This window comes from Amycolatopsis sp. A1MSW2902 (assembly GCF_017312175.1).
GTDB classification, from domain to species: Bacteria; Actinomycetota; Actinomycetes; order Mycobacteriales; family Pseudonocardiaceae; genus Amycolatopsis; species Amycolatopsis nivea.
In genome coordinates, this window is sequence record NZ_QJPO01000001.1 from 1,295,503 (window position 1) to 1,316,697 (window position 21,195).

General features: G+C 70.2%; 25 protein-coding genes. 9 read left to right on the plus strand and 16 right to left on the minus strand.

Annotation, left to right across the window (positions count from 1 at the left end):
• Positions 1 to 8 precede the first annotated feature (8 nt).
• The 7 genes from DMP23_RS06030 to DMP23_RS06060 form a co-directional block, all read right to left on the minus strand.
• A complete protein-coding gene (locus tag DMP23_RS06030) occupies positions 9 to 461 on the minus strand; it encodes a hypothetical protein (RefSeq protein ID WP_337820400.1) in 453 nt (150 codons plus the stop codon).
• Between the two features lie 163 nt (positions 462 to 624).
• Positions 625 to 990: a hypothetical protein gene (locus DMP23_RS06035; RefSeq protein ID WP_337820401.1), complete on the minus strand. Its 366-nt coding sequence runs from the start codon at positions 988 to 990 to the stop codon at positions 625 to 627.
• Entirely contained in the window at positions 980 to 1,744 is a 765-nt protein-coding gene (locus DMP23_RS06040; RefSeq protein WP_337820402.1) for a colicin immunity domain-containing protein, read from the minus strand. The genes DMP23_RS06035 and DMP23_RS06040 overlap by 11 nt, the downstream gene beginning before the upstream one ends.
• A 43-nt stretch (positions 1,745 to 1,787) precedes the next feature.
• Entirely contained in the window at positions 1,788 to 2,546 is a 759-nt protein-coding gene (locus tag DMP23_RS06045; protein WP_337820403.1) for a hypothetical protein, read from the minus strand.
• Positions 2,543 to 3,091 carry a hypothetical protein gene (locus tag DMP23_RS06050; RefSeq protein WP_337820404.1) on the minus strand — a complete coding sequence of 183 codons (549 nt, stop codon included), beginning with the start codon at positions 3,089 to 3,091 and terminating at the stop codon, positions 2,543 to 2,545. The genes DMP23_RS06045 and DMP23_RS06050 overlap by 4 nt, the downstream gene beginning before the upstream one ends.
• Before the next feature lie 173 nt (positions 3,092 to 3,264).
• The gene (locus DMP23_RS06055) at positions 3,265 to 3,711 is read right to left on the minus strand and encodes a hypothetical protein (protein ID WP_337820405.1); all 447 of its coding nucleotides are present in this window, start codon (positions 3,709 to 3,711) and stop codon (positions 3,265 to 3,267) included.
• Between the two features lie 11 nt (positions 3,712 to 3,722).
• On the minus strand, positions 3,723 to 3,881 hold the full coding sequence (locus tag DMP23_RS06060) for a hypothetical protein (RefSeq protein WP_337820406.1): 159 nt from the start codon (positions 3,879 to 3,881) through the stop codon (positions 3,723 to 3,725).
• A 138-nt stretch (positions 3,882 to 4,019) separates the two neighbouring features.
• Between DMP23_RS06060 and DMP23_RS06065 the strand changes: the two genes are divergently transcribed.
• Positions 4,020 to 4,724, plus strand: coding sequence for a S1 family peptidase (locus tag DMP23_RS06065; protein WP_037809585.1), 705 nt, complete (start codon positions 4,020 to 4,022; stop codon positions 4,722 to 4,724).
• Between the two features lie 55 nt (positions 4,725 to 4,779).
• Here the strand turns inward: DMP23_RS06065 and DMP23_RS06070 are convergent, their stop codons facing one another.
• Together DMP23_RS06070 and DMP23_RS06075 are read right to left on the minus strand one after the other, a co-directional pair.
• Positions 4,780 to 6,222, minus strand: coding sequence for a class I adenylate-forming enzyme family protein (locus tag DMP23_RS06070; protein ID WP_337820407.1), 1,443 nt, complete (start codon positions 6,220 to 6,222; stop codon positions 4,780 to 4,782).
• A 49-nt stretch (positions 6,223 to 6,271) separates the two neighbouring features.
• Positions 6,272 to 7,246 (minus strand): hypothetical protein, encoded by a 975-nt coding sequence (locus DMP23_RS06075; protein WP_134733514.1) that lies wholly within the window; start codon positions 7,244 to 7,246, stop codon positions 6,272 to 6,274.
• 214 nt (positions 7,247 to 7,460) lie between these two features.
• Between DMP23_RS06075 and DMP23_RS06080 the strand changes: the two genes are divergently transcribed.
• From DMP23_RS06080 to DMP23_RS06105, 6 genes are all read left to right on the plus strand, one after another.
• On the plus strand, positions 7,461 to 7,802 hold the full coding sequence (locus DMP23_RS06080) for a WXG100 family type VII secretion target (protein WP_337820408.1): 342 nt from the start codon (positions 7,461 to 7,463) through the stop codon (positions 7,800 to 7,802).
• A 16-nt stretch (positions 7,803 to 7,818) separates the two neighbouring features.
• Positions 7,819 to 8,118, plus strand: coding sequence for a hypothetical protein (locus DMP23_RS06085; RefSeq protein WP_037809581.1), 300 nt, complete (start codon positions 7,819 to 7,821; stop codon positions 8,116 to 8,118).
• Between the two features lie 96 nt (positions 8,119 to 8,214).
• A complete protein-coding gene (locus DMP23_RS06090) occupies positions 8,215 to 8,598 on the plus strand; it encodes a hypothetical protein (RefSeq protein WP_337820409.1) in 384 nt (127 codons plus the stop codon).
• Complete coding sequence (locus DMP23_RS06095) at positions 8,595 to 9,917, plus strand: WXG100 family type VII secretion target (protein WP_337820410.1); 1,323 nt, start codon at positions 8,595 to 8,597, stop codon at positions 9,915 to 9,917. The genes DMP23_RS06090 and DMP23_RS06095 overlap by 4 nt, the downstream gene beginning before the upstream one ends.
• The gene (locus DMP23_RS06100; RefSeq protein WP_337820411.1) at positions 9,914 to 11,191 is read left to right on the plus strand and encodes an alpha/beta hydrolase; all 1,278 of its coding nucleotides are present in this window, start codon (positions 9,914 to 9,916) and stop codon (positions 11,189 to 11,191) included. The genes DMP23_RS06095 and DMP23_RS06100 overlap by 4 nt, the downstream gene beginning before the upstream one ends.
• Positions 11,188 to 11,565, plus strand: coding sequence for a hypothetical protein (locus tag DMP23_RS06105; protein ID WP_134733519.1), 378 nt, complete (start codon positions 11,188 to 11,190; stop codon positions 11,563 to 11,565). Before DMP23_RS06100 ends, DMP23_RS06105 begins: the two co-directional genes overlap by 4 nt.
• Before the next feature lie 15 nt (positions 11,566 to 11,580).
• Here DMP23_RS06105 and DMP23_RS06110 read toward each other — a convergent pair whose 3' ends face one another.
• The 4 genes from DMP23_RS06110 to nadA form a co-directional block, all read right to left on the minus strand.
• Entirely contained in the window at positions 11,581 to 12,753 is a 1,173-nt protein-coding gene (locus tag DMP23_RS06110) for a S8 family serine peptidase (protein WP_337820412.1), read from the minus strand.
• A 62-nt stretch (positions 12,754 to 12,815) separates the two neighbouring features.
• Positions 12,816 to 13,709: a carboxylating nicotinate-nucleotide diphosphorylase gene (nadC, locus tag DMP23_RS06115; RefSeq protein ID WP_337820413.1), complete on the minus strand. Its 894-nt coding sequence runs from the start codon at positions 13,707 to 13,709 to the stop codon at positions 12,816 to 12,818.
• Positions 13,706 to 15,355 carry an L-aspartate oxidase gene (locus DMP23_RS06120; protein WP_337820414.1) on the minus strand — a complete coding sequence of 550 codons (1,650 nt, stop codon included), beginning with the start codon at positions 15,353 to 15,355 and terminating at the stop codon, positions 13,706 to 13,708. Before DMP23_RS06120 ends, nadC begins: the two co-directional genes overlap by 4 nt.
• A complete protein-coding gene (gene nadA, locus DMP23_RS06125) occupies positions 15,352 to 16,362 on the minus strand; it encodes a quinolinate synthase NadA (protein WP_037809568.1) in 1,011 nt (336 codons plus the stop codon). Before nadA ends, DMP23_RS06120 begins: the two co-directional genes overlap by 4 nt.
• Positions 16,363 to 16,496: 134 nt before the next feature.
• Between nadA and DMP23_RS06130 the strand changes: the two genes are divergently transcribed.
• Both DMP23_RS06130 and DMP23_RS06135 read left to right on the plus strand, forming a co-directional pair.
• Entirely contained in the window at positions 16,497 to 17,150 is a 654-nt protein-coding gene (locus DMP23_RS06130) for an NUDIX hydrolase (RefSeq protein WP_240015912.1), read from the plus strand.
• Between the two features lie 43 nt (positions 17,151 to 17,193).
• Positions 17,194 to 17,910: an LON peptidase substrate-binding domain-containing protein gene (locus DMP23_RS06135; protein ID WP_134665743.1), complete on the plus strand. Its 717-nt coding sequence runs from the start codon at positions 17,194 to 17,196 to the stop codon at positions 17,908 to 17,910.
• A 444-nt stretch (positions 17,911 to 18,354) separates the two neighbouring features.
• Here DMP23_RS06135 and DMP23_RS06140 read toward each other — a convergent pair.
• From DMP23_RS06140 to bioD, 3 genes are all read right to left on the minus strand, one after another.
• A protein-coding gene (locus DMP23_RS06140; RefSeq protein WP_443111243.1) for an IS3 family transposase occupies positions 18,355 to 19,520 on the minus strand; the annotation gives its coding sequence in 2 pieces (ribosomal slippage) (positions 18,355 to 19,251 and positions 19,254 to 19,520; 1,164 coding nt in all).
• A gap of 131 nt (positions 19,521 to 19,651) precedes the next feature.
• The gene (locus DMP23_RS06150; RefSeq protein ID WP_337820415.1) at positions 19,652 to 20,266 is read right to left on the minus strand and encodes a DUF2567 domain-containing protein; all 615 of its coding nucleotides are present in this window, start codon (positions 20,264 to 20,266) and stop codon (positions 19,652 to 19,654) included.
• A gap of 152 nt (positions 20,267 to 20,418) precedes the next feature.
• Positions 20,419 to 21,144: a dethiobiotin synthase gene (gene bioD / locus DMP23_RS06155; protein WP_134733525.1), complete on the minus strand. Its 726-nt coding sequence runs from the start codon at positions 21,142 to 21,144 to the stop codon at positions 20,419 to 20,421.
• Positions 21,145 to 21,195 lie beyond the last annotated feature (51 nt).

Below are 21,195 nucleotides of genomic sequence, written 5' to 3' on the forward strand. Positions count from 1 at the left end.
GGGGAGGCTCAGTCGAGGAAGATCTCTCGGCTCGACAGATGGCTCGAGTAGGAAACGTCCCAGTCCGCGGGCACTTCCCGCCGAACCCGCCGGGCGAGTTCCCAGCCGCGCTCGTCGAAGCTGCGCTCGGCTTCCGCCGAGGAGAACGCGGAGGAAGCCGGGTCGTCGTGGTTCATCGTGGCTTCCCATTCGTCCTTCCAGGCGGACAGGTCGCGAGCCAGCTCCGCGCTCAGCCCCAGCTCCGGCGACGCGGGGTCGACGGGGGTGGTCACGTCGTGGGCGTACGGATCGAAGACCCACAGCGGGTCGGCGCTCCATTCCGCCATGACCTTGATCGACTGCCACGGGATGTCCGGCCGTTCCACGGGGAGCGACTTCCGGCGCGTGGGCCAGGAGAAGATGTCCGAGATCCGGTGGAAATCCCAGAAGCTGACGGGCCGCTCAGGCTCTGGCGCAGGCATGGGAGCGCACAGCCGCCATCAGCACGCGATGCGACGGCGCTGAGCCGTAGAGCATCGTCCGGACGAACACGGCGAGTTCACGGACAACTGGCCGACCCGAAGCGACGGACTCCAAACGACCTCGTCGCCGACAGCGAAGATATAACTCATCCGGCCCCCACAGTCACAGTTCGTCGAGGTCCACCGCGAAGCCGGAGCCGTCGTCGTACGGAACCACGTCCCACAAAGACTTCGCCGCCCGCCACACCGCCGTTACCGTCGGCCATTCGTCGTCACCGATCACCGTGAGCGTCACCAGCGCGTCAGCCGCGCCGACCCGGCCCGACGGGTCGTCCGGCGCCGCCTCCGCGATCATCGCCGCGACCAACGGCGTGCCTGCCGAGAACTCGATCCGGCAGCCCGCCTCCGCGGACACCCAGCCTTCGCCGCTGCACCGATCCTCGACCGGCAGCCCCGCTGTCAACGCTTCGAACCCGGCAGCAGCGTCGAGCCCGCCGGTCCGGCAGTACAGCTGGATCTCATACGCCATCGGGCGCCAGCTCTCGCAATGCCGCCTGCACTTCAGCGAGCAACTCCGCGTCCGTGACGTCGCCAGGGTCACGCAGGGTCGGATCGATCGGATAGTCCTCCAGCACGAAGAAGAGGTGATTCAAGACCCGATCGAGTGGCGCCCGCAGCCGTTCCCCTCGTTCCTGGGACATCCGCCACGCCGCGAACCACGTCCTCGCGAACTCCGGCCCCGGCAACTCCCCGCGGACGAACGATTCCATCGCCGCCAGCTGCCGCGCCACGAAGGAATCAGCACGTACATCACCCGGCTTGGCCCACGCATGATCCACCGACGGGTACTCCGCCGCGACGCCGGGCAACTCGGGGTACCGCGCCACCAACCGCCGCGCCGTCCGCCCGAAGCGAGCCCGAGCAGCGTCGACGCCTCCGGGCACGGCACCAGAGAGGAACGACCGGGCCCCCGCCACCAGCACGTATCCTCCGCCGCTGGCGAGTACCGCCCCGGACAAGTCGGGGACGACGAACAGCACCGAGGCACCACCGGTCAGCCTCGATGGCACGGCCAACCGCTCCACCGCCGTGCCCGGCTCAAGACCGCAGCGCAGCAGCTCACTCGCGCCGACGGATTGTGCCCCCATGCGCAAGCGGTCCAGAACCACACTGTCCACTCCGGACTGAGCGACAATCGGAACGACCGATTTCCCTTCCACAGCAAGCCATTCGTCGGCAAAGCGCCGCGGCCCGGCAAGAACAGCCTCGCCGGGCCACGGCACCGCCGCAGAGGTCACCCCCATCGAACTCCCCTCCCCCACCTGGTCACGAAGCCAGCCGCAGCAGCGCCTCGCGCGCCCCGGCGACCAGTTCCTCGTCCGTCGGGTCGCCCGGCTCTCGCAGCGCCGGGTCGATCGGATAGTCCTCCAGCAGATAGAAAACCTCGTGCAACACCCGCGCGAACGGCGGTCGCACCCGTTCCCCTCCTTCGATGGACAACCGCCAAGCGGTGCCCCACGCCTTCGCGAACTCCGGCCCGGACACCTCCCCGCGGACGAACGACTCCATCACCGCCAGCTGCCGCGCCACGAAGGAATCAGCGGGCACTTCGCTCCGCGTGGCCCACGCGCGCACCACCGGCGAGTACTCCGCCGCCACGGCAGGCAAGCCGGGATACTGCCCAGCCCACCGCTGAGCTTCCTCCTCGAACGCGTCCCGGGCGTAGTCGACCCCCGCGAGCGTGACTCCGAGGAGGAACTCCCGAGCGCCCGCCGCCAGCACGTATCCCTCGCCACTCGCGAGAAGCGCCCCGGAAAGATCCGGCAGGACGAACAGCACCGGCAGTTCCTCCGGCGCCAGCGCGGAATCCACCGTCAGCCGCACCGGAACCGACCCCGGTTCGAGCGCGCAGCGCAACACCTCGTCCGCACCGGCCGACCGCGCTCCCGCGCGCAACCGATCGAGCACCGCATCGTCCAACCCGGACGGAGCGATGATCGGAACGACCGATTTCCCGCCCGCAGCAAGCCATTCGTCGGCAAAGCGCCGCGGCCCGGCAAGGACAGTCTCGCGCTCCCCGTTCACGGCAGTACCTGATCCAGCGGTTCCCAGCGCGACACCAGGGCACTGACCTCCGGATCGGAGAGATGGTCCCGCAGCCCCACCGCGACCCGGACGAGCTGCCGGACCCGGTGCAGCCGAGCGATCTCCGGGGTGGACAACGTCTTCCACCCCGGACTCAGCCGCACCGACTCATCGATCCGCTCCGGCGTCAGGATGGCGATGACCCGCTGGATCGCGTCGTCGGGCTCGCACCCGCTGCCCGGCAGCGAAATCCCGGACTCGCCGATCATCAGCGCCAGCTGCAGCCGCCGGTTGAGCAGGTCGTCCGCTTCGATCAGATCATGGTCCTCCAGGTACGAATACAGGTCGCCCACCGCACGCAGATACCGCTCCTTCTCCGCCGTCGACAGCGCCGGTTCGCCGGACCTGAGCGCCGACGCCAGGCTGGGAACCAGCATCCCCAGCAGGGAGTTCCACCCGCGCGGATGGGTCCCGTCGGGCAGCCGTCCCCCGCCGATCCACCACTCGAACCGCTCCTGCCAGGACAACCCGGCCAACGGCTCCATCCCGGGCCACATCAGAACTGAATGCCCATCGGCCGGATCGAGTCGTCCTCGCCTGGCGAACGCATGCTGCGAACAGCCTGCGAGATCTCTTGCGTCTGAAGGGTATGCGGCACGACCACGAGGCTACCGTCCTTGAGGATCGCATAGGAATTCTGATTCCTTCAGGGTTCCCCTCACGACGTCACGAAAGCCCAAGCACGGGATAACTGGCCTACCCCACCGGCGGAGGCGTCGTCGGCGCCGCACTGACGAACTACCTCACCAAGATCCAAGACCGCCGCCAGCTTCGCGCCGAGGTCTACCGGCGACTCGAAGCGGCCCGCGCAATCTCCGGCGGTGTGCGCGAAATCCGGATCGGTTTGCCCCCGAATACCTTGACCAGCCGGAAAAACCTCGCCGACGCGCTCGGCATCGTCGCCGTCCTCGAAGACGGGACAGACGCCCACCGCGCCCTCCGCGACGCCCTCTCCGAACTGCTCACCGCCGTGCTGGTCGCCGGAATCCCCCGCCGGGTAGCCGATTTCGCCGCCGGCGCGCACGAACGCGTCCTGGAAAGCGCAGTAGTGACCACCGTGGACCGTCAACTCGGCGGAATCGCCGACTCCGGTCAACTGGCCCAAGCCGCCCAGGACTACCGGACGAAACCACCGGCCTCCTGCTCGCCGTCCTCTGGCACCCGTGGCGAGCTCGGCTCCGCACCCGCGGCCGGATCCGCAAGCTTCGCGTCGCCGTGCACGCCCTGCACCGGAAGCAGGAAGCCGCCGTCGCGGTGCTCACCCGTCCGGAGCAAGCCGATGTCCTCCACCGGCGGCTGGACCCCGACGGCACGCTCCGCGAAACGTGGATCGAAGACCGACTTCCGTAGGTTACCAGATTTCCACTTGCCGCCTACGGTCGGGAAATCACCACCGAGGCGGAGGGATTTTCCATGCGTTACGCGAAAGCGGCGGCCGTGGTCGCCGGGGCTGCGATGGCGTTCGGGGTCGGGGCGGTCGTCCCGGCGAGTGCCGACACGCACATCATCGGCGGCGACACCGTGAAGTCGGCCCCGTGGGGCGCCCAGGTGTTCTGGGACGACGTCACCGACTACGGCGGCTTCGAATGCTCCGGCACGATCATCGCCTCGCAGTGGGTGCTCACCGCGCAGCACTGCCTGAACAAGGGCGGCATGCACGTCAAGGTCGGCGACGTCGCGCTGGGCCAGGGCACCGAAGCCGCGGTCGACGAGCAGAAGGCCTCGCCCAACGGCGACATCGCACTGCTGCACCTCAAGTCCGCTGTGGACACCACGTTCATGAAGCTGGCCGACAAGGACCCGGAAAACGGTGCCACCAACCAGATTTACGGCTGGGGCCGCACCAAGGACCAGAGCCCGCCCTCGGACACGCTCAAGACCGCGGACGTCCAGGTGACCGGCGAGAGCACGGACGCCTTCAACGGCAAGGCGATCGCGAGCAAGGGCGTCACCGGCTCGTCGTGGCACGGCGACTCCGGCGGCCCGCAGCTGGCCGACGGCGTCCAGGTCGGCGTCTGCTCCACCGGCGAGAACTCCGGCAGCGACGAACACGGCACCCAGAACTACGCCAGCGTCGCCAACAGCCGCGACTGGATCAAGCAGACCGCGGGCGTCTGATCCGCGCGTTCCGGCCTGCCGCCCCCGTGCGCGGCAGGCCGGAACCCCGCGGCGGTCACCGGGCGAGGGCGCGCAGCGCGGCCTTGTCCGGTTTTCCCGACTCCGCGACCGGAACCTCGTCCAGCACCGTGAACGAAGCCGGAACCGCGGCCTCCCCCAATTCCGCGGCCACCGCCGCCCGCAATTCCCCCGGATCCGGAGTGCGCCCCGGCGCGGCGACCACGAACGCGTGCGCCGCTTCCCCGGTCCGTTCGTCCGGAACCGCGACGACATACGCCTGATCCACGGCCGAATGCGCGGCGAGCGCCCGCTCGATCGGCCCGGTGTAATGAATCACCGCGTTCACGATCACCACATCCCGGGCGCGACCGGTCAAATACAGAAAACCGTTCTCGTCGAGACGCCCGATGTCCTGCGTGCGGACCCAGCCGTCGGCCAGCACCGTCCCGCTCAGCGAAGGATCGCGCCAGTAGCCCGCGAAAGCCCTTGCGGTACGGGCGAAAACCTCCCCCGTCGTCCCAGCGGGAACCGCACGGCCCGAAGCATCCCGCACCTCCAGCGAAACCCCTTCGACCGGCAATCCGACCGAAGCGATCGCCTCCGGATGCGCAGCCACGTCCGCCGTGTCCAGCACCGTCAATTTCCCGGTCTCGGTCTGCCCGTATCCTTGCCGCAACGCGGATCCGATTCGCTCGAATCCCTCAGCCAGCAACCCGGGTTCCACCGGAGACCCGGCGACAGTCAGCATTCGCAGCCCGGAAAGATCGATTTCCTCCTCCCGCAGCACATCCAGCATCCGGTACAACCGGGGAACCGTCACCAGCGCCGCCGTGATGTCCAACCGCGGCAGAATCCAGGGAAAGTCCGGCAATCCCTCCGGAATCACCGCGGTACCGCCAGCGAGCAAACAAGCCTGCAAATGCAACACCATCACCGCGCTGCTCAAAGTCCCGAACAGCAGAAACCGGCGATAGTCCGTCGCCGAATCCCCGGCCCGCTGCTCGAGCCCGAACTCCCCCAACGCGTCGAACCGGTACGCGACCCCCTTGGGCACCCCCGTGCTCCCGCTGGTGAACACCACCCAGCCAACGTCCGACGGTTCCCCGCACGGCACCGGTTCCTCATACGCGGCAAGGAGTTCCGGCCCGAGCGGAAGCGTCCGCACTCCCGCCAACTCCGGGAGTTCGGCGTCGGTCACCACCGCGGCCACCCCGTCCAGCACCGCGTCGAGATGCGCCGCGGGCAACCCGGCCCGCACCCCCACCGCACGGGCCCCCAGCGTCTGCACCGCGATCTGGGCGGCCCAGCCCTCCGGCGTCACCCCGGTCGCGAGCCCGACGCCGTCTCCCGGCCGGATCCCGGCCGCCCGCAGCCCCGCGGTGAACCGGCCGATCAGGTCGAGCACCTCGCCCCGGCGCACCCGCCGGTCCCCGTGCTCGAACGCGATCGCGTCCGGCGCGCGCCGCAGCGAATCCAGCAGGTCTTGAGGAAATGCCATCACACCGTCCTCCCGTCGGGCCAACCCGCCAAGGCGTACCGGAGAGATCTCAGAATCCCCTCAGCGCATGCCGCTCATCGGGAACACCCGCGCGAGACCGGACCGACAGCAAGCCGCCGAGCGCCACCACGGCGACCAACCCAAATGCCGCCGACAGTGTCCAAAAGTCCGGCCGCACAATCGACTGCCCGCGCATCGCCTGCCACGCCGTAATCGCGATGACCCCCGCGTACCCGACCGCCCCGGTCCACACCAGCCGACGCCGCACCAGTTCGTGCGACAACACCGGATACCGCCGGGACAACGCGACCAACGCCAAAGCGAGCAGGGGCAACGCCTGAATCGCGTGGATCCCCACGAAATGCGGGATCCGCAGGTCCCCGCCGGCCGTGCTCCAGCCCAGCAGCGGCAGCCCCGGCCCGCCGTCCTCGAGACCGATCGTGTGCCCGCCGATCATCGCCGGTTTCCCACCGCCGTCCAGCACCCGCTGCTGCGCCGGGCTGGCCGAGAACATCAGGAGCGCCAACCCCATTCCGCCTGCCGCGAGCGCGGTTCCCCACCGCAGCGCGGACGTCAGCGCGCGGTCCGGCAGCTTCTGGAACAACAGCAGCACGACCACCGCCGCGGTCGCGCCCCACGCGGTGAACGCGCCGGTGGCCAGGATGTTGCCGATCGTGACGTCGGCCGGCGTCGCGTGGTTGAAGTGCAGCGGCCGGTCCTGGAACAGCACCTGCCACACCAGCAACGCCATGTCCGTGCCCATGCCGACCGCGAACGCCGTGCCCATCCACCAGCCGGCCCGGCGGCCGCGCTTCACCAGCGAAAGCAACCACGCCAGCGTCGGCGCGTACAACGCCACCGAAACCGCGAATTTGAACGGTTTCGCCCACAACGGCGCGTTGACGAGCGTGCGATCATCCAGGAGCAACCCGAACCCGCACGCGACCAGCAGCACCGCCATCGCCCCGGCCAGCACGCCGAGCGGGCGGTGCAGCCGGAACAGCCGTGATCCCCAGGAAGTCATGGGGGTCAGCCTGGCCGCGCGCGGGGCCGCGAGCACTGGCGTCGTCCCCCGTCTTGCCGGTAGGGAGCGCCCCACCTGTGGGTAATAGTGCCGTCAAAGCGACCGGCAGTTGTGCCGTTTGACCACACCCGCTCTTTTTCTAGCGTGACATTCACACCGCGCGGCCCGCCGCGCACCGGGATTTTCCACGAGAGGGAAGGAGGTGGCCCGTCAGATGTCCAGTCCGGGATTCCAGGCAGATTCCGCTGCCATGACGCGCGCCGTCCAGGGCTTCGAGGAAACCGCTTCGAACGCTAAGACGACCATGGCCAGCTTGGAGTCCGAGCTGACCGAGACGCTGCGGAACTACAAGGGCGACCAGGCGGTCGCCTTCTGGGACCTGCAGCGCAGGCTTCAGGAGAAGATGGGCGCCGCCGTCCGGGAGCTCGACACCATGTCGCAGCTCGTGCACGCCAGCCACGCGAACTACAACTCGGGCGACTCCGACGTGCACCAGAGCTTCCAGAGCGTCAGCCACACCGTCGAGGGCAACGTGATCCCTCGCCTCAACCCCTGAGAGAGGACAAGACACCATGGCTGACGTCGTAGAAATCAGCTTCGGGGCCCTGCAGCACAGCTCCGCGTCGCTCGCCGCCAAGGCGAAGGCGCTGACCTCCCAGCTGGAGCAGCTGCACCAGAACCTGCAGCCGATCACCCAGACCTGGTACGCCTCGGGCAGCTCCGCCGGTGAAGCCGCGCGCGCGTCCGAGACCCGGCTCCGCCAGGCGACCGCCGACATCGTCGCGATCATCGCGCAGTTCGGCACCAAGGTCGGCGACGCCCACGATCTCCAGCACCAGCTGGAGAACCGCAACCAGGGCCTGTTCGCCTGATCCGGCCCCGACGCCGGCCGTCCGGGACGGGACCACCCCCGCCCGCTCCGGACGGCCGGCTTTCCCGCGTCCTGCCGCACGAGAGGTCACCGGCCGATGCCCGACCAGTCGTACTACGTCCACCTGGAATCGCTGACGGACTTCGTCCGGGAGCTGGAAACCCAGATCCACGCGATGTCCCGGCCGAACGACTTCCTGCGCACCCTCGGGGAGCATCCGCTGCTGTTCGGGGAGTTCGGGGAAGCCGCTTCGCTCGCCGACGCCCACCGCGCCGCGGTCGCCGAGATGCAGGGCCTGCTCGAGCAGGTCCGCGGGGCGATCGCGTTCGCGCAGGACGTCACCACCACCGTCGCCGACGGATACGCCCAGGCCGACCAGTCGGTCGCGGGCGATCTGCACCAATCGGGTCAGCAGACCGGTCTGCTCGACCCGCTTTTTTCGTTGCTGGGCCTTGATTCTTCAGGGGGTAAGAACGCATGAGCGGGCCTCGCACCACCTTCGCCGGCTACACCCACCAGCAGCTCTACGCGATGCTGCAGGCGGGCGACCCGACCACCGCGCGCGCCGCGGCCGAACAGTGGAGTTCGGCCTCGCGCGGGCTCTACGACCAGGCCGAGAACCTGTCGGACCAGCTCACCGACTTCTCCAGCTCGTGGACCGGCGGCGCGGCCGACCAGTACCGGACCATGATGACCGACCTGGTCGGCGGCATCCGCAAGGTCGCGGTCACCGCGCAGGGCATGCGCGACATGCTGGAGGACGCCGCGGACGCGCTGGTCAAGGCGAAGGCCGAGATGCCGCCGCCGGTCGCGGTGCCGGACGTCTCGCCCGCCGACGTCGCGCTCGCGGTCAACCCGCCGCTGCTTCCGGCGGACACCCCGCCGGCCACGATCGTCGCCGCGACGCAGCAGCGGCAGCAGGCGATCGCCAACGTCGAAGCGCAGCAACAGGCCGCCAACGCCGCCGGCTCCGCGCACGCGAAGGCGATCGTCGTCATGAACAACCTCGCGACGAACTACGACACCGCCGAGGACGCGATCCCGGTCTCGCCGAACGCGGCCGCCCCGCCGCCCAAGCCGGTCCCCGGCGGCGGCGCTTCGACCGGCGGCGCCGGCGCGATCGGCAACACCCCGGACGGCGGCACCGCGGTCGGCGCGCCGGTCGACTCGCACCCGCTGCCCACCGACGGCACGCAGGTTCCCGGCTCTTCGCAGCCCGGACACCCGGCTCAGAATCCGGGCAGCCCGCTGTTCGGCGACATGTTTACTGCCGGTCTCGCGGCCGCTTCCGCGGCGGCGTTCGGCCGGTTCGGGTCGATCATGCCGAAGGTTCCGCCGTGGGCCTCGGGCAAGGACAAAGACAAGGACGGCAAGGACAAGGAGCAGGACGCGCCTCCGGGCACGAAGCTCGGCGGCGGGGCCGGCCCCGCGGGCGGTGGCGGCGGCGGGATCCCGGTCGGCGGCGGGGAAGCCCCGTCGATCGACGGCGGCGGCATTCCGTCCGGCGGCGGTCTCAGCGGCACCGGGGAAGCTCCGGCCGCGCACTCCGGGCTCGCCGGGAACGCGCAGTCGAACGTCCTCAGCGGACTCGCGGGCGGCGCCGCCGGGGCGGCGGGCGCGGCGGCCAAGAGCGCCATGCCGATGATGCCCATGATGCCGATGGGCGGCATGGGAGCGGGCGGTGACCTGGGCTCCGGCCGCCGGATCCCGGCGTGGCTCGTCGAAACCGAGAACGTGTGGGGCCAGCAGGCTCCGGTCGCGCCCTCGGTCATCGGCGAAGAGCCGGCCGACCAGCCGTGACCGACGGCTACCGGGTCGCACCGGCGAAACTCGCCACCGCGGCGTCCGAATTGGACACTCGCGCCGGCGCGCTCCGGACCGGGCAGCAGGCCGTGGCGGGCGAACGAATCCCCGCCACGGCCTTCGGCCAGGTGTCCGCGTCGTCCGGATGTGCCGCAGGGCTCGCGAAAACGGTCAGCGCACTCGCCGCGGACGTCGACCAGCGCGTCGTCCGCGCCCAGGTCCTTCGCGACGGCCTCACGGCTTCGTCCGCGGGCTACCGGCGCGCCGACGAGCAGGTGGCGGCGATGTACCGTGCGCTGCTGCCCGAAGACCCGGTGCCGGCAGCCGGGAAATCGGCCGCGAGCGACGGCTGGGCCGGGACCATCGCGGCCAACCGGATGAAGGTGTCCGACGCGCTCGCCGCCGAACGGACCCGGCTGGCCGGACTGTCCGATCCGGACGCCGTCGCCCGCTCGAAGCGGCGGATCGCGTTGTATCAAAGCATTATCGACGACCATCGCCAGATCCTGCGGTTCGATCCGTCCGGCAACGGCCGGATCGCCGAACTGGTCGGCACGATCCAGCCGGGCACGCGCAACGTCGGGCTGTTCGTGCCCGGCGTGCACACCCGGATGGACACCTTCCAGTCCTACGCCGACCTCGGCCGCAGCCTCGTCGCCGCCGACCCGAGCGGCCGGACCGCGATGGTCGTCTGGGCCGACGGGGTGTTCCCGCAGAACGTGACCACCGAGGGCGCCGAAGCCAGTTACGCACAGACAATGGCCCCGAACCTCAAGGCGTTCGGCGACGAACTGCGCGGCCAGGTCGACTCCCGGACCGGCGGCGCGGCCACGATCACCGCGATCGGCCACAGCTACGGCGGCGCCACCGTCGGGCTCGCTGAACAGCAAGGCTTGCCAGTGGACCGGGTGCTGCACGTAGAGTCGGCGGGCATGGGACACGGCGTATGGAGCCCAGCAGACCTGCCGCCGAGCCAAGCCGGCGTGCAGCGGTACTCGATGACCGCCCCGCTGGACCCGATCATCCTCGCCCAGGGCAACGCCGGGGCACTGGAATGGACCGGCATCGGCCACGGCGCCGACCCGGACACCTTCCCTGGCGTCACTGATCTGACCACCGGCCGCGACGCCGCCGGAAACGTGCAGTGGGGCTTGTCCTCGCACAGCGGCGTGCTCAAACCGGGTTCGGATTCGTGGGAGAACATCTACGGCGTGCTGACCGGCGGCCACGTCACCGAAGCGCCCGTGCCAGTTCCGGCGGTGCTGCCGTGATCACGCGCGAGTTGAAGGATTTGGCTGCTGAGCTGACGAACGTCATCGACAGCGTCGCCGCCGCGTTCGGCTCGCGCGCACTGCCCACAGTGGACGGTGAGCTGGACTGCGATCCCGCGCAGCCGGGGCATTTGGTGTGCTGGCAGTACGGGGTTCGGTTGGAGGACAGCCCCGCCGCTCTGCGAGTGCTGACCGAAGCGGTGCGGCCGACGCTGGAAAAGGCGGGCTGGGAATCCTACGACCGCAGCACTTACCGGGAAGTGATCGCGCGGTTTTCCCGGGACGGCGCGGATTTCAGCGTACACATCGCCCGCGACGGACGCGGGGTGGCGATCATCGGCTCGACGCGTCTGGTGACTGTCGATCCCGAATAGAACCGCGATCGCCGCTCACGACGCCCGAAACCGCGACGGCCGCCACCCGCGACGCCGCCCCCGCCGGAACGCCGCGACACCAATCCCCGCCCCAGCAGCCACCACAACCCCGCCCACCGCAACAACTCCAGCCGCCACATCAGACCTCGGCCGAACCTGAGCCGCGGCCGGAACCACCGCAGGCAATTCAGACCGCACCGCAGCCGCACTCGGACCCGGCGCGTTGGCAGGCAAGGTGGAAGACACCGCGGCGTAAGCGTCGAGCATTCCCCAACCGCGCCGCGGATCGTGCGCCCCGGACGGCGGACGGGAAGCGGTGAGCATCAACCGGTTCACCACTTCCTCGCCCTTCAGCTCCGGATGCGCCGAACGAACCAGCGCCGCCACCCCGGCGACATAAGCCGCGGCGAGGCTCGGGTCGGTGATCGGCCAGCGATGCGCGACCGCGCCTCCGCCGCCGGCCGACGTGCTCACCAAATTCGCGCCAGGCGCGGCGATTCCGAGGTAATCCCCGGCTTCGGACTGCACCGGCGCGCCGGATTCGTCCGTCGAACCGACCGCGAGGACGCCCTTCGACGCAGTCGGGTAAGTATGCGCCCCTTGCTGAGTCGCCGCCGCGGCCGAAATCACCACGGCCCCGCGCGACTTCGCGTGGTCGAGCGCCGCACCGAGCGCCGGGCTGTCCGAACCCGCCGGGACCGCCACGAGAATCACTCCCGCGCCGCGGTCGACCGCCGTGTCGATCGCGCCCGCCAGCGCACCCGGATCACCGCCGCCGTCCGAGGACGAACCGTTGCTTTCGGTGTAGCGCAAGGGAAGCAGCTTCACCCCGGGTGCGACACCGGTGAAGGTGGTCTCGTTCGCCGGCTGCGCGCCGACGATGCCCGCGGCGATCGTGCCCCGGCCGTCGCAATCGGAATCCGCGGTGCCCGCGCCGCCGAGCACCTGCCCGGGCCCGAATTGCGCGTTCTGCTTGTCGACCCCGGTGCCGATCACCGCGACGGTCTGGCCCTCGCCCCTGGTCAGCGCCCACAGCCGCGGCGGGTTGACCAGGCGCTGCCCCCAGGACACCGCCCCGGTGTACGGACCGGACGGATTCGCGCACGAAGCCGCTCCGGCCGAGACAGCCGTGACGGGCAGGCCGAGCGCCACGAGCGCGGCCACCGCTCCGGCGGCAATTCCCCGCACCGCGGCCCCCTCCCCTTGTCGGACAAGGAGATTCTAGTGGAGAGCGGGCCGCGGCGACAGGGTTACCGCAGGTCCATCCCGAGATCGAGAGCGGGCGAGGAATGCGTGAGCCCGCCGACGGACAGGTAGTCCACTCCGGACTCGGCGTACGGTCGCGCACGGTCGAGCGTCAGCCCGCCGGACGACTCCAGCCGCGTCTTCGGCGACACTTCATTCCGCCGCGCGACCGCCTTCACACAGTCCTCCGGCGTGAAGTTGTCGAGCAACACCTCGTCCGCCTCGGCGGCCAGCGCCTCGTCCAGCTGGGCCAGATCGTCCACCTCGACCTCGCACGCCAGCTGCGGCGCGAGTTCCCGGGCCGCCGCCAGCGCCGCAGTGACCGAACCGGCGGCGACCACGTGGTTGTCCTTGATCAGCACCGCGTCGCCGAGACCCATCCGGTGGTTCACGCCGCCGCCGCATCGCACCGCGTACTTCTGCAGCAGCCGCAATCCCGGGATCGTCTTGCGCGAATCCCTTACCGCAGCACCGGTTCCCTCGATCGCGGCCACCCACGCCGCGGTCGCCGTCGCCACTCCGGACAGCAGGCACAACAGGTTCAGCGCCGTGCGCTCCGCGGTCAGCAGCCCGCGCACCGGACCGCGCAGCACGAGCACCGGCTCCCCCGCGACGGCGGGCGAACCGTCCTCGCGGATCGAGACCACCTCGTAGTCGGAGCCGAGCACCTCGTCGAAAACCGCCAGCGCCACCGGAATCCCGGCCACGACCCCGGCGACGCGCGGCGTCAGCTCCGCCACCGCGCGGGCGTCCGCCGGGACCGTGGACGCCGTCGTCGCGTCCGGCCCGTACCGCAAATCCTCTTCCAGCGCAGTGGTCACGACCCGCCGGACATCGGCGACGTCCAGCCCGTCCACCACCAGTGCCCGCACGACTGCTTCCGAGAATTCCCCGCTCATGCCACCCCTTCCAACGACGCCGCCTCGACCAGCACCGGCTGTCCCGACGGGCTCAGCCGGATCAGCTGGCTCCGCCGCAGCCCTTCGACCCGCTCCGGGAAGTCCGTCCGCACGTGACATCCCCGCGATTCCGTCCGCCGCTCCGCCGCCGCGAGCAACGCCTGCGCCGCCACGGTGAGCGCCGCGTCCTCGACCGCGCGGTGCGTCCACAACGGACTGTCCGTTGTCGACAAGTCGAGCGCCGAGGCCGCCGCGGCGAGCCCGTCCGCGTCCCGGCCGATCGCCGCGTACCGGCTCATCACTCGTTGCAGCACATCGCGTTCCGCCGCCGGTGCGGTGGTCCGTTCCGGGATCCGGCCGCGCGAAGGATCCGGCAGCAATCCAGCGGCCAGATCCGCAGCCACCGCCTCCGCGGCCCGCTGCCCGACGACCAACCCTTCGAGAAGACTGTTGGACGCCAACCGGTTCGCCCCGTGCAGCCCGGTGCGAGCCACCTCGCCCGCCGCGTACAGCCCGCGCACCGTCGAGCGTCCGTCCACAGTGGCCACCACACCGCCGCACGCGAAATGCGCCGCGGGGGTCACCGGAATCGCGTCCACCGCCGGGTCGATCCCCAGCACCGCACACGCCGCGTGCACCGTCGGGAACCGCTTCGCGAACCCGGGAATGCCAGTGGCGTCAAGGAAAACGTGATCGTCGATGCCGCCGGGAGCCAACGCCTGCCGCCGGGTGATCGCCGCCGCCACGACGTCGCGCGGAGCCAGATCGCCGAGCGGATGCACCCCGGCCATCACCGACGCGCCCGCTCCGTCCACGAGCGTCGCACCCTCGCCGCGCACCGCCTCAGTGACGAGCGGACACCGCCCGCGCGCGCCCGGCGTGTACAGCACCGTCGGGTGGAACTGCACGAACTCGATGTCGGCCACCGCCGCACCGGCGCGCAAAGCGAGCGCCAGCCCGTCGCCGGTCGCGATCTCGGGATTGGAAGTCGCCTGGTACAGCTGCCCGTACCCGCCGCTGGCCAGCACCACCGCGGACGCGCGCACCACCCCGGGCACGCCGTTGCGGTCGAGCACCGTCACCCCGGCCACCTCGCCCGCGGACGTGCGCAGCGCGTCGGCCGCGATGTGGTGCTCCAGCACCGGAATCCGCCGTTCGCCGGCCTGCGCGACGAGCGCGCGCTCGACCTCCGCACCGGTCGCGTCGCCGCCCGCGTGGATGACCCGGAACGCGCTGTGCCCGCCCTCGCGAGCCCGCGCCAGTGCACCGGCGCTGTGGTCGAACACCGCGCCGTTCTGCCGCAACTCCGTGACCGCCGCCGGACCGCCGCCGACGATCGACCGCACCGCGTCCTCGTCGCAGAGCCCGGCTCCGGCGGTGAGCGTGTCCGCCGTGTGCTTCTCGACCGTGTCGCCCTCGTCGCGCTCGCCGTCCAGCACCACGGCTACGCCGCCCTGCGCCCACCGGGTGTTGCCGTCGGCGACCGCCGCCTTAGTCACGACCAGCACGTGCAGCCCGAGTTCGCGGGCCCGCAGCGCCGCCGACAACCCGGCGACCCCGCTGCCGATCACGACTACTTCGGCCCGGGCCTCCCACCGCGGATTTGGTGAGGTTTTCGCCTCATCGGCGTTAACTAGGCCGCTCATTCCCCACCGCCAGGCTGCCCGATTTCGATCATCCGCTGCACCGAGGCGCGGGCCCGCGAGGCCGTCTCCGGGTCGACGTGGACCTCGTCCGCGCCCTCGGTGAGGCTCCGCAGCAGCGCGGCCGGGGTGATCATCTTCATGTACCGGCACGACGCCCGGTCGTTCACCGCGCGGAAGTCGATCTCCGGCGCGGCCTTGCGCAGCTGGTGGATCATGCCGATCTCGGTGGCCACGAGCACCGAGGTCGCCTTGGTGTCGCGCGCCGCGTGCACCATGTCGCCGGTGGACAGGATCTTGACCCGCTCCGGGGCCACCGCGCCCTCTCCGGCCAGGTAAAGCGCCGAGGTCGCGCAGCCGCATTCGGGGTGGATGAACAGGTCGGCGTCCGGGTTCTCCTCGGCGCGCGCGGCCAGTTCGGCCCCGTTGATGCCGGCGTGCACGTGGCATTCGCCGGCCCAGACGTGCATGTTCTCGCGCCCGGTCACGCGCTTGACGTGCGCGCCGAGGAACTGGTCCGGCAGGAAGAGAACTTCCTGGTCAGCCGGGATGGAAGCGACCACGTCGACCGCGTTCGACGACGTGCAGCAGATGTCCGTCTCGGCCTTGACCTCGGCCGTCGTGTTCACGTACGACACGACCACCGCGCCCGGGTGCTCGGCCTTCCATTCGCGCAGCTGAGCGCCGGTGATGGAGTCGGCGAGCGAGCAGCCTGCCCGCGCGTCCGGGATCAGCACCGTCTTCTCCGGGGCCAGGATCTTCGCGGTCTCGGCCATGAAGTGCACGCCGCAGAAGACGATCGTGGACGCGTCGCTGCTGGCCGCGATGCGGCTGAGCGCCAGAGAGTCGCCGGTGAAGTCCGCGATGTCCTGGATCTCCGGGACCTGGTAGTTGTGCGCGAGCAGCACCGCGTCGCGCTTGCGGGCGAGCTCCCGCACGCGGGCGGCCCAGTCGGCGTCCGCCTCGACCCCGCCGTAAGGGGTCAGATCCTGGTCAAGCGTGGTGGTCATGTGTTCGGCCCTCTCGAGAATCGCCGGCCTCGGAACCGGATCGACCCCGGTTCCTCCCCATCCCGGTTTTCGCCTTATAATCGAAAACCGTGCGAAGCCATCTTAACACCCGAGCCCCCCTCGCCCACGAGGTTCTGGCGGCAGTCCTTCAAGTGCGCTCGGACACACTGCGCGTGCTGCTGTGGCGCCGAGCGCTCGATCCGCACCTGGGCCGCTGGTCGCTCCCCGGCGGCCGATTGCGCCCCGACGAGGACGTCGAAACCTCCATCCGGCGGCAGCTCGCGGAGAAGGTGGACGTCCGCCAGCTGAAGCACGTCGAGCAGCTCGCCGTGTTCAGCGCCCCGGACCGCGTCCCCGGCCCCCGCGTCGTAGCCACCGCGTTTCTCGGGCTGGTCCCCTCCGACGTCGACCCGGCCGTCCCCGAAGACACCGAGTGGCACGACGTGAACGCCCTGCCCCGCACCGCCTTCGACCACGAGGCGATCGTCCTGCGCGCCCGCGACCGCCTGCGCTCGAAACTGAGCTACACCAACCTCGGTTTCGCGCTGGCCCCAGAGGAATTCACCATCTCCGCGCTACGGGGCCTGTACTCCGCCGCACTCGGCTACAAAGTGTCCGCGACGAACCTGCAACGCGTGCTCCAACGGCGTGGCTTGCTGGTCCCCACGGGCCACACCGCGGCCCCCGGCCGGACCGGCGGACGACCTGCGGCGCTGTTCTCCTTTGCCGCGAAAGACATGCACATCACCGACCCTTTCGCGGTCCTGAAGCCCCCGCCGCGACGGTAAACACGAACTGCGGCGGGGCTCCGCAGCCCGTACCGTGGACGCCGTGACCGAGTCTGAGCAGTGCCCCAGCGGAACGGCGACCCTGCCGTTGTTCCCGCTGCAGACCGTGCTGCTCCCCGGGACGCACCTGCCGCTGCACATCTTCGAACCGCGCTACCGGCAGCTCACCGCGGACCTCGTCACGGGCAACGTCCCGGAACACGAGTTCGGCGTGGTCGCCCTGCGCGCCCCGCTCGTCCGCGAGGTCAGTGGTTTGGACCATGTGTACAGCGTGGGCTGCAGCACGATCCTCCGCGAAGCGAAACGCCTCCCCGACGGCCGCTACGACGTAGTCACCCGCGCCGCCCGCCGCTTCCGCCTGCGCGAACTGCACCGAGCGTCCGCGCCGTACCTGATGGCCGTGGTCGACTGGCTCCCCGACGACCCAGTCCCCGCCACCGCGGAGTCAACGGCCCGCCAACTGGCCGACGTAGCGAGAGGCGCCCACCAGCGATACTGCGAAGCCGCCTGGCACGCAGACGACTGGCGCCCACCCCACGACGACGCCGACCTGGGCGAACTCGCCTACCAGCTAGCCGCCGACTGCCTCCTCCCGTTGGAAGACCGGCAGCTGCTGCTGGAGGAAACCCACCCGCTGCGCCGCCTGCGCATCGCCTGCCGCCTGCTAACCCGAGAAGCCGGTTTCCTGGAAACCCTGGGCGCCGTACCGCTGCCGCCGACCGAACTGGCGACCTTCACCAAACCCGCAGACCTGAACTAGCCTCCCCCAGGGTTGCGCCTGCCGTGAGGGCCACCCTCATTGACCCTGATTCCCCCAGGGTTCCCCTCACGCCCTCCCGCGCGCCGTGAAGGACCCCTTCACGGACCTAGATTCCCTCAAGGAGCCCTTCACGGCCCGCCCCGCCCCCAATGCGGCATTCGGTGCGTCACATGCACCCAATGCGGCATTCGGTGCGTCACATGCACCCAATGCCACATTGGGGCGCTAAACCGCCACCCGCGAACCCCTCCGCAACCCACCACCCAAGCCGCGTACCACCCGCAGCCGACGCACCCAACGAAGAAAGGCACCCACACCCCCCACAACCCCGATACGAAGCCAAAAACACGGGCGGCGGGTGCTTGTCAAGGCATCTTTCCCGCCTTGACAAGCACCCACCGACCGTCAGCACTGAGGTTTCCCCCGGGTACCGGTCACCGGGTTTCATGCCGCGTGGGCGTGGTGGTGACGATAACTCAAACGGGTTTCGTGGGGTGTGCGGTAGTCGAGGGTGGAGTGCAGGCGGTGGTGGTTGTAGTAGGCGAGGTAGGCGAAAACGGCTTGGCGTGCGTGGTTGCGGGTGGTCCAGGAGCGGGTGCCGATTTCGGTTTTGAGGGTGGCGAAGAAGGATTCGGCGGCGGCGTTGTCGTAGCAGGACCCGGTCCGGCCCATCGAGGCCCGGATCCCGTGCGCGGCCAGCGTGGCGCGGAATTCCGTGGAGGCGTATTGGGTGCCGCGGTCGGAGTGGAACACCGTGCCCGCGTTGACCAGGCCGCGGTCCGCGGCGAGGGTGATCGCGTCGCAGACGAGGTCGGCGCGCATGTGCGGGGCGAGGGCGTGCCCGACGATTTCGCGGGTGTGCAGGTCGAGCACGGTCGCCAGGTAGAGCCAGCCTTCGTCGGTGGGCAGGTAGGTGATGTCCCCGACCAGCCGGATGCCGGGGGCGCCGGCGGTGAAGTCGCGGCAGATCAGGTCCGGCGCGGCGGCGGTCTTGTCCGGCCTGGTCAGCGACCGCGACCGGCGGCGGGTGATCCCCGCGATGCCGCGCTCGCGCATGACCCGCTCGACCCGTTTGTGGTTGACCGCTTCGCCGCGCCGCCGCAACTCGGCGGTGACCCGCGGACTGCCGTAGGCGCCGTGATGGGCGGCGTGGATCCCCGCGATCTCAGACGCCAGCCGCTCCTCTTCCCACGCCCGCTGCTCGCGGGCCGGGGCGGCGGCGAGCCATTCGTAGAACCCCGGGCGGCGGATCTCGAGGACACGGCACAGCCGGGCGACGCCGTAGGCGTCGCGGTGTTCGGAGATGAACCGGTAGCTGCGGGTCAACGATCCATCTCCTGCGCGAAATAGGCGGCCGCTTTGCGCAGGATCTCCTTTTCCTTCTCCAATTCGGCCACCCGCTTGCGCAACGCGCGCAGTTCACGCTCGGCCGCGTCCCCGCCCGACGCCGCTGCCTGGTCGGCGCGGTCGGCGGCCCGCACCCACGTCCGCAGCGTCTCGTGATTCACCCCCAGCTCACGAGCCACCTGCGCCAACGGACGAGACGCCGACCGCGCCAACGCGACCGCATCCCGCCGGAACTCATCCGGATACCTCGACGAACCAGACACAACAACATCCTTCCCCAGGCCAAAGCCAAGGATCAGAGTGTCCGGCACACCGGGGGAACCTCACACAATCAAGCTGAGGGGTGGTGGGCCCACCTAGAAGCGCAATGTCGCCGCCAGGCGACGAGCCGACGTCATCCCAGCCGCCGCCCAAGATCCTCCCGCCCATTCCACGCCGTCATCAACGCATAAACCAAACACGTCACCAACGGCGCAGCCAGCACCACCCACCCAGTCTCCAGCCGAGGCGCCTGCTCGATCACCGCCCCCAACGCAGGCGGCGCGTCCACCGAATACTTCGAATTGGCGAACGCGGGCCCCATCTGCGTCCCCAGCCAAGCCGCGACCAACGCCCCGCCAGCAGCAGCCACCAAAACAACGGGCCCCCGCCGCTCGCGCAGGAACCACACCACCAACCCGATCAACAACCCAGCAGCCATCGCCAAAAACCCGAACACAGCCAGATCGTCGAACCGATGCCAGCTCTCCAGCTCCAGGGGCGCCAGCTGACCGTTGATCCCGATCACCCGCACCTTCTCCGCCGGAGCCAGCAGAGACCACAACCACCCCAGCGGAATCCCCAGCAACGCAGCAGTCGAGAGAACGCTCACCGCGGGAAGCAGATCAGCCTTCACCACCACCCGCGGCCGCTGCGGCGGAAACAACACCGGCACCGACCACCCCTCGGCCGCCGCCGAAGACCGGTGTGCCGAAGACCGATGCGCCGCCTTGCCCGCGGAATCGACCACCCGAGGCTCCCTTCCCTGCGCGTGTGCGGAACTGAGGGTAACCGGTTGCCTCGCGTCCGACCGCCGCGACTCGTTTCTGATTGCCCCGAGTCCGCGAAGAAATCGCCTTCACCCGGCCCGCGAACCGATGAGATCGCTCAATCCGCGCGGCGCTAGTTCTGGGCGGAAGCAGCAGCCGTGAACGCCTCGGGATCGAACTCCCCGCCGAACCACGGCGACAACCCCTGCCGAGCCTGCTCGGCGAAGGTCTCCCGGTCCGCCGCGCCCAGCCCAGCCGGAAGAACCCCCAGCAAGGGCGCGCCGCCAGCGACCGGCAGATCCCGAAGATTCTCCAAGGCCGCCAGATCCGGATCCGCCGGCCAGGACCCGATGATGACGCCCACGACGTTCAACCCACGCCGAGTAGCCACCTCGGCGGTCAACGCAGTCGTGTTGAGCGTCCCCAGCCCGGCTTGCGCGACGAGAACCACCGGCGCTCCCAGTGACCACGCGACATCCGCCAGTGTGCTCCCCTGCGAGTCGAACCGGACCAGCAGCCCGCCAGCGCCCTCGACCAGGGTCAGGTCGTGCGCCGCGTCCAGGTCGCTGGCCGCGGCGGCGATCTCCCCGGGCCCGACAGTCGGGAGCCCGGAGCGCCGGGAAGCGGCTTCCGGGGACAACGGATCCGGATACCGCCGCAGCTCCCGGATCGTCAGGTCCTTGCCTGCCAGCCGCACCACCTCGGCGAGGTCTCCCGCCTCGCCGGGGAGCACGCCGGTCTGCGCGGGTTTCAGCACCGCGACGCGTTGTCCCTGCGCGAGGGCCAGCGCCGCGATCGCCGCGGTGGCGACCGTTTTGCCGACGTCGGTCCCGGTTCCGGTCATCACGAGCGTCGTCACGAGCCATCAAGATATTGCCGTGCTCCCCGATGTCAACACTCGGGCTCCCTC

Coding starts and splice junctions, on each gene's coding strand:
- DMP23_RS06030 (WP_337820400.1), bottom strand. CDS start 461: ATGCCTGCGCCAGAGCCTGAGCGGCCCGTCAGCTTCTGGGATTTCCAC.
- DMP23_RS06075 (WP_134733514.1), bottom strand. CDS start 7,246: ATGACTTCCTGGGGATCACGGCTGTTCCGGCTGCACCGCCCGCTCGGC.
- DMP23_RS06035 (WP_337820401.1), bottom strand. CDS start 990: ATGGCGTATGAGATCCAGCTGTACTGCCGGACCGGCGGGCTCGACGCT.
- nadC (WP_337820413.1), bottom strand. CDS start 13,709: ATGAGCGGGGAATTCTCGGAAGCAGTCGTGCGGGCACTGGTGGTGGAC.
- DMP23_RS06095 (WP_337820410.1), top strand. CDS start 8,595: ATGAGCGGGCCTCGCACCACCTTCGCCGGCTACACCCACCAGCAGCTC.
- DMP23_RS06085 (WP_037809581.1), top strand. CDS start 7,819: ATGGCTGACGTCGTAGAAATCAGCTTCGGGGCCCTGCAGCACAGCTCC.
- DMP23_RS06080 (WP_337820408.1), top strand. CDS start 7,461: ATGTCCAGTCCGGGATTCCAGGCAGATTCCGCTGCCATGACGCGCGCC.
- DMP23_RS06050 (WP_337820404.1), bottom strand. CDS start 3,091: ATGGAGCCGTTGGCCGGGTTGTCCTGGCAGGAGCGGTTCGAGTGGTGG.
- nadA (WP_037809568.1), bottom strand. CDS start 16,362: ATGACCACCACGCTTGACCAGGATCTGACCCCTTACGGCGGGGTCGAG.
- DMP23_RS06120 (WP_337820414.1), bottom strand. CDS start 15,355: ATGAGCGGCCTAGTTAACGCCGATGAGGCGAAAACCTCACCAAATCCG.
- DMP23_RS06070 (WP_337820407.1), bottom strand. CDS start 6,222: ATGGCATTTCCTCAAGACCTGCTGGATTCGCTGCGGCGCGCGCCGGAC.
- DMP23_RS06090 (WP_337820409.1), top strand. CDS start 8,215: ATGCCCGACCAGTCGTACTACGTCCACCTGGAATCGCTGACGGACTTC.
- DMP23_RS06065 (WP_037809585.1), top strand. CDS start 4,020: ATGCGTTACGCGAAAGCGGCGGCCGTGGTCGCCGGGGCTGCGATGGCG.